The sequence below is a fragment of the Sphingomonas faeni genome (assembly GCF_024273235.1).
Taxonomy (GTDB): Bacteria; Pseudomonadota; Alphaproteobacteria; order Sphingomonadales; family Sphingomonadaceae; genus Sphingomonas; species Sphingomonas faeni_A.
The window spans coordinates 15,202-27,477 of the sequence record NZ_JANBVH010000018.1; the positions used below are offsets into that span (position 1 = coordinate 15,202).

The following is a 12,276-nucleotide window of genomic DNA, read 5'->3' on the forward strand; positions in this document are numbered from 1 at the left end:
CCGTAGGTTTCATAACCGAACCTATCCTGTTGTGATATTTACTCAATAGTCCTTCGTGTATTTGACGCTCGCGCTTTGCCCGCCGCTCGATCCCGCCGCCGACAACAGGCTCAAAGCCCTGGTCAGTGCGATCTCGAGCTGCGTCGAGGTGAAGCCCTTCGCGTCGGTCACGATCTCCACATAGATGTTCTTCGTGATGTACTTGCCCGCCGCGAGGCTGGTGCCGCGACCGCTCGCCTCGTCGGCGCCCAGCACGCGCAACCGGTCGAACCCGGTCGCCGAGCGCAGCTTGCCGAGCGGGTTGAGCCCACCGCCGCCCGACCCGCGCAGCGAGTTCAGCGCGGACGCCAGCTGGATCGCCTCGGTCGCCGACAGATTGGCCGGGCTGGACCCGAACAGCAGGCGGCTGAGCACCTCGTCCTGCGGCAGCGTCGGCGTCGAAGTGAACGCGATCTGCGGACGCTGGCCGGTACCCGTCACGTTGATCGTCACGGTGATGTCGCTGGTCGTGGTGGACGCCTCGATGTTGATGTCCGGATCGGTCAGCGCGCCGCCACGGAAACGGATCTGGCCCTTGGTGACTTCGAACCGCTTGCCCGAGAACGAATAGGTGCCGCGGACGATATCCAGACCGCCGGTGACGATCGGCGCGGCGGACGTGCCGCCGATCCGCATGTCCATCTCCCATTCGGACTCGAGGCCCATGCCCGATACGAACAGCTGGTTCGGCGCGCGGACGCGGAGGTCGAGCTTGAACGAGCCGGCATTCGGCACCTCCGACCGGTCGGTCGACACCGGCGTACGCACATCGCCCTTGCGCCGTACCCCGGTCAGTTCGGGGACTTCGGCCTGACCCTGGCGGATGATCTGATAGCGCGCCTCGGGGATCTGGAGATCGCCCTGGATCAGCCCGCCGTTGCGATCGTGCGTGAGGCGGACCGTGCCGGTCGTGGTCGCGCTTATCGCGTCGCTCTTCGCAAGCTGCGCATTGTTCAGCGTCGCGCGGATGTCGATCGGGAAGCCGCTGTCCGCCGCGAAGCCGATCCTGCCCTGCGCCTGCACGGTGCCGTCGCCGGCCTTCGCGTTGAGCTGGGTCAGTTGCAGGTCGGTGTTCGAGAACCGCCCGGCGATCCGCATCTGCGAAAGGCGCGTGCCATAGGTCTCGTTGTCGTAGGTGAGGTTGTCGGCGCGGACGACGCCGTTGAGCTGCGGTGCCTGTAGACGCCCGGAGAAGTCGGCGGCGACCGCGATCGGCCCCGAGAGCTGCTGGTTCGGGATCGCCGCAAAGCTGAACAGCACCGCCGATGGGCCGTTATAGCGGATCCCGCCCGAGAGCGGTGCGGCCATCAGGCGCGTGCTCCACGACCCGGTGCCGGCCGGTAGCGGCCGCAGGTTCGCGACCATGCGGCCGATGACGGAGGTGCCGCGACGGACCAGCGCGCGACCGGTCGCGCCGTCGCCGCCGAGTGTGCCGGCGAACACGATGTCGACGGGCTCGGAGACGGCGGCGAGGCCGGAACGCGTGAAGTTGGTGACAGTCACGCGGGCGTCCGCGGTCGGCAGCGCGGCCGAGTTCGCCTGCGAGAAATCGAGGCTGCCGGTCGCCTTGCCGCCGATGCCGAGGTTCGGGACCAATGCGGAGAGCGTCGAGAGATCGAGGCGATCGAGCCGGACCTGCGCGTTCGTGCTGCGGCCATAGCTGCCGGCGAGACGTGCCGAACCGCCGCCTGCGCCACCGAAGTCGATCCGGGTCGGCGACAGGCGGTATTCGCCCTTCACCGCCTGGATGCGCGCCGGGTTGACGGTGCGGAAGTCGATGCCGTTGGCCTGGCCTTGGGCTGCGACGAGGTAGTTGTTCGGGCTGAGCTTGGCGTTGACCGCAAGCCGGAAGGGAACGCCGTTCGAGCCCGTCAGCACCGCTTGCGCAGTGCCGTTGCCGCCGACGTAATTCACCTTCGCACGTGCTGCGGACAGGACGATCGCGCCGTAGCGCATGTCGGCGATCTGCGCATCGGCGACGATCTGCGGCGTCGGCGTCATGACCGCGGTGGCGTTGACGATCGCGCGGCCGATGGTGAAGTCGACCATGCCCGGGATCTTGGCACCGTTGGCGCGCGCGGCGACGTCGGCGCGCTGGTAGCCGCCCTGGTTGGCAAGGCGGACATTGCCCGTCAGGCCCTGCCCGGCGAACTGGAGCGCACCCGCGAACGGACCCGCCGCAGTCTGCACGATCCTGCCGCGACCGGTGATTCCGGCGAATACAACGCGGCGCACGTCGACCGCGAGCTGCGTGCCCGGCGTGACCAGCACGTCGGCGGTGAACGGGCCGTAATTGGTGCCGCCGCTCGCGGTGACGGCATACGCGCCACCGCGGCCGACGATCCGCGCGTTCAGGTTGACGAGGCCGACGCCGACGCCCGGACGTGGTGCACGCAGGACGACGACCGGTGCCGTCGCGCTACCTGTTACGCGGGCGGACAGCGGGCCGTAGACGGTGGAATAGGCATCCGCATTGACCAGCACGGCGCCGGTCGCCGGATCGAACCGGCCCTCGCCGCGCGTCACACGGAATTGTGGCGCGTTCATCCGGAGATTGCGGAAGGTGACGATGCCTTCAGGGCTATAGCCGATGTCCGAGCGGACGATCGCGTTGCCGCCGAGGAAGCTGCGTGCGCCTTCGTTGAAGATCTGCGCGGTCTGCGCGACGACACGGCCGGTGATGCCGAAGCCGCCATTGGGCCCCGGCACCAGCTTGGCGTCGGTCGTCAGGTTGACGATGCCGATGCCGTCGACGCGGTAGTTGTTGACCCGGCCCTTCAGCGCCCCGGTGTAGCGCCCGGTCGACATGTTCGCGACGACCACCGCGGTCGCGTCGATCTTGTCCGAGCGGATCTTGAGATTGTCGGAGAGGACGTTGACGCCGGAGATCGCGAAATCGCCGTCGATCGCAACGTTCGTGGCGAGCCCGCCGACCGCGGCATTGAGCCCCGTCACGCGGCGCGCACCTGCCTTCACCGGCACCAGGATGCGGTCCGAGTTCACGCGTGCGAGCCCTTCGGCGTAGAGGTTCTCCACCCCCATGTCGCCGAATGCGATCGTCGCCGCGCGGACCTTGTAATCGACCGTCGGCGTCGCGAACGCACCGTCGAGAACGACACGCGCCGTGACGTCGCGACCGCGCAGGTTCGGCAGGATCGCGCCCGGCGTCAGCAGCTTCGCGTTGACCGCGAAATTGCCGAAGCGGCTGTTGGCGAGATCGATCAGGCCGCCGGCGTCGACCGCGAGCGCGTCCGACTTCAGCGTCATCCGCGTGTCGGCCTTGCGGTCGTTCAGCGTCGTGTCGATCGCGACGTCGAGCTGTGGCGCAGTCAGCCGCTCCACCGGCCCTTCGAGATACAGGCCGGGACGCGTCGAGCCGCGCAATTCGATGTGGCCGTTCTTGGCGGTCAGACCAAGGTTCGCCAGCTGCCCGCCGCCGAGCGTAGCAACCGCGCGACCCTGCCACGCGGCCCAGCTACCGCGCCCATCGACGCTTGCCGTCAACGGCGCCTTGAACGACCCCATCGTCGAGACGACGCCACCGACGGGGGCGGTCAGCTTCACATTGACGTCGAGCTTGTTCTGCTCGGGCACCGCATCGAGTTTCAGCACGAGGCGGTCGCCGCCGGCGATACCGCGGCCGGTCAGTGCGGTCGCGTTAGTGGTCAGCTGCGCACGTTTGTCGGCGATGTGGACCGCGCCGTCGATCTTCACGATATGCGTCTGGCCGGTCACCGGCTTGGCGATGACGAAACGGTCGATCGCCAGCCGGTTCACGTCGATATCGAGATCCGGCAGCAGTGGCGCATTCGGATCGCTCGGCGTCGCGTTCAGCACCGGGCGGCGCTGCAACGTGACGAGCGGCGTGGTCAGAGAGCGCACGTCGACATGGTTGTTGGCGAACGCGAACGGACGCCAGTCGACGGCGAGCTTCGGGCTGGTCAGGAACACCCCCTTGGGATCGGACACGCGCACGTCGCTGAGTGTCATCGCGCCGTAGATCGACCCGTCGATCCGGCCGACCTTGATGTTCAGCCCCGATGCGGTGGTGTAGCCGCCGATCTGGTCCGCGACGAGGCGACGGCCGGGATCGGTGTTGATCCCGAACAGCACGATCAGCACGAGCGCGACGAGGCTCACGACCAGGATCGCCAGCCATTTCAGGATGCGCTGCCACAGCGGGCGCCGCTCGACGATCACAGTTTCGGACTGCTCGAACGGGTCCCGCTCAGCAGGGCCCCGTTCACCAGCGGGAGTGCCGTTTTCGGCCATCAGAATGCCTGCCCGATCGAGATGTAGAGGGCGATCTTGCCGTCGCCCTCTCGTGGGTTCAGCGGAGTCGCGACGTCGATGCGCATCGGGCCGAAGCTGGTATAGAAACGCCCGCCAATGCCCGCGCCGTAGCGCAGCGACGACATGTCCGGCGTGCTGCTCTCGTAGCTGTTGCCGGCATCGATGAACGGCACGATGCCGAAATCGCCGAACCGGTAGCGGGCTTCGAGCGCGAATTCGTTGAGCGAGCGCCCGCCCACCGGGTTTCCGTTGGGGTCGAACGGCCCGAGCCGCTGATAGCCATAGCCGCGCACCGATCCGCCGCCGCCGCCATAATAGCGCCGCGATGGCGCGAGGTCGTCGCGGTCGACGCCCTGGATCGAGCCGGCCTTGGCGCGTCCGGCGATCACGATGCTGCTGGAGACGGGGTAGTAGAACGTCCCCTCGATCATCGTCCGGATGTACGGCTTCACCGACCCCTGCACCGATGTTTCGGGGCTGAGGTTCAGCGTCAGGCGATAGCCCTTGGTCGGGTTGAGCAGATTGTCCGAGCGATCGAACCGCACCTGCCCCGGCAGCGCGACGATGCCGTAGGTGCGGCGGACGTCCTTGCCTTGCGTGAAGTCGTAGACGCTTTCGTTCGTGCCGACGAGTTCGCCGCCGTAATAATAGGTCAGTGGCTTCTGCCAGATCGGCGTCGAATCATAGCTCCAGCGGACGCCGACGCTGGTCGTGAACGCGTCATAGGCGTCGTAATTCGAATGGTTCGCGCCGGCGGTCAGGCTGAACGTCTTGTCGCGCTTGCCGGCGTTGGCGCGGCGGAACGTGCCCGACACGCCCTGCTCCTGCGTGCCCGCGATCACCGAGGCGATCAGCGCGCCCTCGTACGGGAACAGGTTGCGGTGCTGCCAAGTGCCTTCCGCGCGGAAGCCCTGCCCGGTCGAGAAACCGACATTGCCGCCGAGCGAGCGCGGCTTGCCTGCGCTCTGGCGAACCAGCAGGTCGACCTGTTCGGTGCCGTCGGGAGCGATCGTGCCGGTGCGGACCGGCTCCACCGACACGGTCGAGAACTGCGACGTCGCGACCAGCGCATCGCGCAGGTCGTCGGTCATCCGGTTGTCGTAGAGCTCGCCCGCCTTGAACCGCGGAAACAGGCTCAGATGCTCGAGATTGAAGACCGGATCGCCTTCGGTACGCAACTGTCCGAACGAAGAGCGCGGGCCGGTATCGACCGGCAGCGTGTACGCGCCGGTCGGGGTCTGGTCGTCGAGCAGGATGTCGCGCTCGCCGACCTTGACGAACGGATAGCCGCGTTGAGGCAGCGTCAGGCTGACATTCGCCTCCGCGCCCTGGATACGCGCCGCCTCGATCGGATCGCCGACCTTCAGCGGCAATTGTGTCCGTACCAGATCCGGGGGCGTGGTCGGATCCGCCTTCACGGTGATCGACGACAGCGAGTAGAGCCGGCCGGGTTGCGCGCTGACCGTCGCCTTCAGCCGCGCAGGCTTGGTCGTGTCGGCGTCCGGGATCGTCTCGATCGTCGAGATCGCGGTGGCGTCGTAATAGCCGAGCGACTTCAACAGTCGCACCGCCAGCGCCTCGTCCTCGCGCGCACGGGCTGCGACCTGCGTGGCGTTCGCCGCCTTGCCCTTGCCCTCGGCAAGCGCCGACAGCGCCTTGTATTCGCCCTCGAGCCCGTCGCCGGCCTTGTCGAGACCCTTGGTCGCGGTCTCGTAGCGGATCTCCGGCGCGTCCTTGTCCTTGATATCCGCGGCGGTCTGGAGCGGGGTCGTGTCGAAGCTCGACAGCGGGGTCAGCGGTTGGGCCAGTTGCGGATCGCTCGGCCCGGTCGGTGGCAGCACGTCGCCGGCGAGCGTGGTTGCGGGCGACGTCGCGGTGGCGGGCGTCTGGCTCGACGGGGCGGGCAGCGGCGCCATCGCCTCCAACGGCGCATTCAGGTCACCGCTCAAAGGCGGCAGCGCGCTGTCGAACTCGGAATCGGGAACGATCGGCGCGTCAGCGCGCGGATCGGTGGACTGCGGCTGATCGCTCGGCTTGGGCGCGTCGGGACCTTTGGCCGGGGCAGTGCCCGGCTTGGCAAGCTGTGCGGAACCGATACCCGCGAACCCCGTTGTCGACGCTACCAACGCCAGAGCGAGCCAATGATGCCGGCTGTTCGAAGCTGTCACACGATCCCCTTTACGGACGGCAATCGTGTACGATTCACCCCCATCTTCGTCCCCGTAACGCACGGAGGACGGCTTGGTTTCACCAGAATTCAGATCAGACACAGCCGATAAGGCCACCGACCGGCATGACGACGGTGTCGTGCCCGGGGCGGTCGATCCGTAGCGTCGCGGACGTCACGGTCGCCCCCGCGGAGATATCGGCGCGGACGGCGACCGCCATGTCGAGCGTCGCGGTGACGTCGCCGCCGCGATACACGGTGACGCCGCCGAAGCCGAAACCGATCGCGGGCGACTGGGTCGCCATTGCATAGTCGGTCGTCTTGCCGTCGACCGTCAGGCGGATCTGCGCGGGGTCGGCGGTTGCCATCGCGACGAGTTGCCGGGCGGCATCCATGCTCCACAGATACGCGGCGCATCCCTTGGCGGGGAGCTTCTGCTTGCCGATCGCGCCGAGGGGGCCGGGACCTGTATTGGTCGCAGCAGAAGGAGCCGCGGCTTGCAGCGCGAGCATAAGAGCGAGCGATATCATGGCGTCAGGCCTATCATGAACAGCCACGCGGGATAACCCGCGATCGCCAGCAACGCGCCGAACGGAAGCGCGGTGTCCGCCGCCATGCTGCGTCCCTTGAGGTGCGCGGCAAGGACGACGCCGAGTCCGATCATGCTCGCGATCAGCAGGACGGCGGGCAACATCTGCCATCCGAGCCACAGCCCGATCGCGCCGAACAGCTTCGGATCGCCGCCGCCCATCCCGTCGCGGCCGCGGATGCGTCGATAGCCGAATGCGACCAGCCACAGCGTGCCGAACCCCGCGATGCCGCCGATCAATCGCTCCGACATCGGCGGATCGATGCCGAGCGCCCCGCTCGCCAATCCGGTGGCGGCAAGCAGAAGGGTCAGTCGATCGGGCAGCCAGAATGCAACGAGATCGAGGCTGGCGAGCGCGAGGAGCAGCCAGCCGAAGACCGCGCCCGCAAGTCCGACCGGCCCCGGCACGACGAGCCCCGCCGCGACGCCGATCGCGAGACCAGCCAGCTCGATCCGCCAGTGGACGGGGCTGATCGGTGAGCGGCACGAACGGCAGCGTCCCCGCAGGATGAGAGCGCTGAGCAGTGGCACGAGGTCGGTCGCGCGGAGCGTTCTTCCGCAGGCATCGCAGGCCGACCGCCCCTGCATCACCGACCGCCCGTCGGGCCAGCGCGTCACCAGCGCCGCGACGAAGCTGCCGACGATCGCGCCGAGCACGCCCAGCGACACCGCCCAGAATGCCGCCTCAGACACCCGTTTTCCGCACCAGGTAGCGATACACGCCGAGGAGATTGATCCCGAACAACACGATGTTCTGCGTGCCCAGCGCCCAGTCCCCGGTCAAGGCCGCACCGCTCAGCCACGCGATCGACGAGCCGACGAACAGCACGAATCCCCACCCCGTCACGCGCCGCCCGAAATCGAGCGAGACCATGAAGGCGGCGATCACCCCCGACGCGGCGGCACACCATTTGAGCGTCGTGACGAGGGTTTCCATGCCGACGGGTCTAGGCGCGTCCCGTCGTGCTTTGTATTGCCGCACATCAACCCCAGATACGGGGCAGAAAAACACATGGAGAGCTGAAGTGGCCGCCGATCGAGATCCCATCGTCATCCTGTCCTACGCACGTACGCCGATGGGATCGTTCCAGGGCGCATTGTCGGGCGCGACCGCGACGCAGCTTGGCGCCGATGCGGTGCGCGGCGCGGTGGAACGGTCGGGCGTGTCGGCTGCCGAGATCGAGCGGATCTACATGGGCTGCGTGCTCCCCGCCGGGCTCGGCCAGGCGCCGGCGCGACAGGCGGCGATCAATGCCGGGCTCGGCGATCACGTCGAGGCGACGACCGTCAACAAGATGTGCGGATCGGGGATGCAGGCGGCGATCCTCGCGGCGGATGCGCTCGCGGCCGGCTCGGTCGACCTGCTTGTCGCGGGCGGCATGGAGAGCATGACGAACGCGCCGTATCTCTCGAAAAGCCACCGGAGCGGCGCGCGGATCGGCCATGACCGGATGTACGACCACATGTATCTCGACGGGCTCGAGGATGCGTACGAACCCGGCAAGCTGATGGGCAATTTCGCCGAGGACACCGCGCACGACTATCAGTTCACGCGCGCGCAGATGGACGATTACGCGATCGAGTCGCTCCACCGTGCGCAGGCTGCGCAGAAGTCCGGCGCGTTCGACCGCGAGATCGTCTCCGTCGATATTGCAGGCCGCAAGGGTACGACCACGGTGTCGCTCGACGAACAGCCGGCCAAGGGTGACGTCGCCAAGATTCCGACGCTGAAGCCCGCCTTCTCGAAGGACGGCACGATCACCGCCGCCAACGCCTCGTCGATTTCCGACGGTGCCGCCGCGCTGGTGATGACGCGCGCGAGCGTCGCCGAACGGCTCGGGATCACGCCGATCGCGCGGGTCGTCGCGCATGCCGCACATGCCCACGCGCCCTCGCTGTTCACGACCGCGCCGGTTTTCGCCATGCGCAAGGCGATGGAGAAGGCCGGCTGGTCGGCGTCGGACATCGACCTGTTCGAGGTGAACGAAGCCTTCGCCGTCGTCGCGATGATCGCAATGCGCGACCTCGGGCTGCCGCATGACAAGGTGAACATTCACGGCGGCGCCTGCGCGCTCGGCCATCCGATCGGCGCGAGTGGTGCTCGCATCCTTGCGACCCTGCTATCGGCGCTGGAGACCACCGGCCAGAAGCGCGGCCTCGCCTCGCTCTGCATCGGTGGCGGCGAAGCGACCGCGATGGCGGTGGAATTGATGAACTGACCTTCTTCCCCCTCCCTGAAAGGGAGGGGTCGGGGGTGGGTTGCTCTCCGCGAGTCCCGAGCGCAGTCTGGAGAGATGCCGCGTGTTCCTCCCGAGATGACACGGCGTGCCCGCGAGCTACGCAATCATCCGACCGATGCGGAGATCGCGATCTGGCACAAGGTCGCGTATTTCCGCCCTCGGTTCACGCGGCAGTTGGTAATCGAACGGTACATCGTCGATTTGGCGTGCCGGGAGGTGCGGCTGGCGGTGGAGTTCGATGGGAGCCAGCATATCGGGTCTGCTCGGGACAAGGAGCGGACGGGGCGGTTGGAAGCGCTCGGCTGGACGGTGATCCGGTTCTGGAATTCCGATGTCGCTCGAAACCCTGACGGCGTGGCGGAAGCCATCTTGGCAAGCGTCGTCGACCTCCAGCGGCCGACCCACCCCCAACCCCTCCCTTTCAGGGAGGGGAGCTAGAAGGGAAAGCTAGAAGATCAGGGGAAGGGAGCTAGAAGGGGGAGCTGGAAGGGTAGTCGGCTACCGCCCCCCTCTTCCCCCCTCCCTGAAAGGGAGGGGTTGGGGGTGGGTCGGCTTCCGCATCACGCACCGCCGCCCCAAAACCCAAAACCCAAACCTCAAACCCTCAAGGCAAAACCTCCCCAGCCTCCACACCCCAAAGCCCCCCGATCTGCACGAACCCCGCCTGCCCCTTAACATCCATCCGGCACCAGCCATTCCCGCACTGGCTCAACCGCCCCACGACACCCGGCGCCGCACGCCACAGCAACCGGCTTCCCGCATTGGGCTTCTCCCGCAGCTCCACCGGCCCCGCCCCGCGAACGATCGCGGTCCGCGTGCCGCTCAGCAAATTCGCCTGCATCCAGCCCTCGGTCCCGTCGGGATCCGCGACCTTGCGCCATTCCTTGAAGATCGCGACGACCTTGATCGGCAGATCCTGGCGTTGATACAGCCAGCTCGCGGGATAGGTCCGCGCAGGCCCGGTCCGCATGCGCGCGCGCGTCGCCGAGATCGACGCATAATAGGGTACGCTCCGCTTCGCATCGGCGGCCACCGCCGGGTCCGGCACCAGCGCGGCGGCAACGAAAACGGAAAGCGCGGCGGCGAGAATGCGCATGGTCATGTCCTAACTGGCGAGACGACGTCCTATCGCGACGAACCGCTTTGCTCAACCGAAGTTGAAGGCTCGACGTCGATGGGACGGCGACGAGACGTTGACGGGCACGAGCGCCTTCGCCAAGCCATCCGCATGATCGACACACGCCGCTGTCCGAACCCGAAGGTCGTCGTCACCCGTGAGTTGGCGGATACGCTGATGGACCGGATGGAGGCGCTATTCGATACGCACAACAACCGCCCCGACGCCAAGCTGACGCGCGAGCAACTCGCCGCCGCTATGGCCGATTGCGACGTGCTGGTCCCGACCGTCACCGACGACATCGACGCTGCCCTGATCGCCGGCGCCGGCGACCGCCTGAAACTGATCGCGAACTATGGCGCGGGCGTGAACCATATCGACCTGAAGGCGGCGCGTGCGCGCGGGATCATCGTCACCAACACGCCCGGTGTCCTCACCGAGGACACCGCCGACATGACGATGGCGCTGATTCTCTCCGTCCCGCGGCGGCTAGCCGAGGGCGAGAAGCTGGTGCGCTCGGGCCAGTGGAACGGCTGGAGCCCGGGCGGGATGCTCGGCCACCGGATCGGCGGCAAGGCGCTCGGCATCGTCGGGATGGGACGGATCGGCCAGGCGGTCGCGCTTAGAGCGCGCGCGTTCGGACTGACGATCCATTACCACAACCGCACCCGCCTGCCCGCGGTCCGCGAGGCGCAATTGGCGGCGACGTTCCACGAATCGCTCGACGACATGCTCGCCGCGGTCGACATCGTCACGATCCACACGCCGCTCAATCCCGACAGCCGCAACCTGCTCGATGCGCGGCGGATCGGACTGATGCGCCCGCATGTGTACCTGATCAATGCGGCGCGCGGCGGGATCGTCGACGAGGTGGCGCTGGTCGAGGCGCTGGAGAATGGTCGCCTCGCAGGGGCTGGGCTCGACGTCTGGGCGCACGAGCCGGTGATCGATCCCCGCCTGCTCGCGCTGCCCAACGTCGTGATGCTGCCGCATATGGGGTCCGCCACGCTCGAAGGGCGGATGGCATCGGGCGAGCGCGTGATCCAGAATATCCGGATGTGGGCGGACGGTCATCGACCGCCGGATCAGGTTCTCGACGGCTGGGCGTGACGGCGGAGGATAAATCTGCATCAACTTTGCGGAACCGACACCGCGATGCAGCATTTGTCAGATATCCCCGGAGAACAGGAGTATCCCCATGAAGAAGTTTGCTATTTCCGCCCTGCTGGTCGCATCCGCGGTGTCGATGAGCGCCTGCTCGACGCTCAAGGGCGCAGGCATCGGTGCCGCCGGTGGCGCAGGCATTGCGGCAGCCACTGGTGGTAGCATCGAGAAGGGTGCGGCGGTTGGCGGCGCCGGTGGCGCGGTGGTCGGCACCGTCGCCGACTGATCGAGCGTGTATCGAGGTTTAGTGTACGGCCGTGTGTCCTCCCCCTGGCGGGGGAGGATTAAATCAATACCCTTAAACCGCGCGCATCCAATGCGTGCGGGCTACCGTCCCGGTCAGCACCTTCGACCCGAACGCCTTGATGATCTTCGCCGCATCGGCGCTGTTCATCAGCACGACCCGCGTTCCACCCGACGGCAATGTCTCGATCGCGCTGATGATCGCACCGTGCTTCTTGCACATCGCAACGACCTGAGGCTGCTCGACGCTGACGTTCACCGCCCGCGAGATCGGCACGACGGTCTCGGCGGCCGGCTTTGCGACGATCTGCTTGTCGACCGCCGGCTTGTTGACGTCCGGCTTGTCTGCACCCGTCGTCACGACGCGAGCGCCCCGGTTGCGATGTGAGGATAGATCGTCATGCGGCATTCCCGGCTCGGAGCG

General features: G+C 67.3%; 11 protein-coding genes. 4 read left to right on the forward strand and 7 right to left on the reverse strand.

Translation table 11 applies throughout. The features are described from left to right. Positions 1-42 precede the first annotated feature (42 nt). From NLI89_RS11355 to NLI89_RS11375, 5 genes are all read right to left on the reverse strand, one after another. Entirely contained in the window at positions 43-4,311 is a 4,269-nt protein-coding gene (locus tag NLI89_RS11355; RefSeq protein WP_254687176.1) for a translocation/assembly module TamB domain-containing protein, read from the reverse strand. After that, the gene (locus NLI89_RS11360) at positions 4,311-6,500 is read right to left on the reverse strand and encodes an autotransporter assembly complex protein TamA (RefSeq protein ID WP_254687177.1); all 2,190 of its coding nucleotides are present in this window, start codon (positions 6,498-6,500) and stop codon (positions 4,311-4,313) included. Before NLI89_RS11360 ends, NLI89_RS11355 begins: the two co-directional genes overlap by 1 nt. 94 nt (positions 6,501-6,594) lie before the next feature. Beyond that, positions 6,595-7,029 (reverse strand): hypothetical protein, encoded by a 435-nt coding sequence (locus tag NLI89_RS11365; RefSeq protein WP_254687178.1) that lies wholly within the window; start codon positions 7,027-7,029, stop codon positions 6,595-6,597. Beyond that, positions 7,026-7,781, reverse strand: coding sequence for a prepilin peptidase (locus NLI89_RS11370; protein WP_254687179.1), 756 nt, complete (start codon positions 7,779-7,781; stop codon positions 7,026-7,028). Before NLI89_RS11370 ends, NLI89_RS11365 begins: the two co-directional genes overlap by 4 nt. After that, positions 7,774-8,025, reverse strand: coding sequence for a hypothetical protein (locus NLI89_RS11375; protein ID WP_254687180.1), 252 nt, complete (start codon positions 8,023-8,025; stop codon positions 7,774-7,776). The genes NLI89_RS11370 and NLI89_RS11375 overlap by 8 nt, the downstream gene beginning before the upstream one ends. Positions 8,026-8,113: 88 nt before the next feature. On the opposite strand from NLI89_RS11375, the gene NLI89_RS11380 reads away from it, so the two are divergent. Both NLI89_RS11380 and NLI89_RS11385 read left to right on the forward strand, forming a co-directional pair. Further along, complete coding sequence (locus NLI89_RS11380; protein WP_368077274.1) at positions 8,114-9,307, forward strand: acetyl-CoA C-acyltransferase; 1,194 nt, start codon at positions 8,114-8,116, stop codon at positions 9,305-9,307. 75 nt (positions 9,308-9,382) lie between these two features. Next, positions 9,383-9,766 carry an endonuclease domain-containing protein gene (locus tag NLI89_RS11385; protein ID WP_254687181.1) on the forward strand — a complete coding sequence of 128 codons (384 nt, stop codon included), beginning with the start codon at positions 9,383-9,385 and terminating at the stop codon, positions 9,764-9,766. A gap of 166 nt (positions 9,767-9,932) precedes the next feature. Here NLI89_RS11385 and NLI89_RS11390 read toward each other — a convergent pair whose 3' ends face one another. Next, on the reverse strand, positions 9,933-10,430 hold the full coding sequence (locus NLI89_RS11390; protein WP_254687182.1) for an SH3 domain-containing protein: 498 nt from the start codon (positions 10,428-10,430) through the stop codon (positions 9,933-9,935). A 126-nt stretch (positions 10,431-10,556) separates the two neighbouring features. Between NLI89_RS11390 and NLI89_RS11395 the strand changes: the two genes are divergently transcribed. After that, complete coding sequence (locus NLI89_RS11395; RefSeq protein WP_254687183.1) at positions 10,557-11,555, forward strand: 2-hydroxyacid dehydrogenase; 999 nt, start codon at positions 10,557-10,559, stop codon at positions 11,553-11,555. An 88-nt stretch (positions 11,556-11,643) separates the two neighbouring features. Next, positions 11,644-11,835, forward strand: coding sequence for a hypothetical protein (locus tag NLI89_RS11400; RefSeq protein ID WP_254687184.1), 192 nt, complete (start codon positions 11,644-11,646; stop codon positions 11,833-11,835). A gap of 72 nt (positions 11,836-11,907) precedes the next feature. Here the strand turns inward: NLI89_RS11400 and NLI89_RS11405 are convergent, their stop codons facing one another. Continuing rightward, a complete protein-coding gene (locus tag NLI89_RS11405) occupies positions 11,908-12,213 on the reverse strand; it encodes a hypothetical protein (RefSeq protein ID WP_254687185.1) in 306 nt (101 codons plus the stop codon). Between the last annotated feature and the right edge of the window lie 63 nt (positions 12,214-12,276).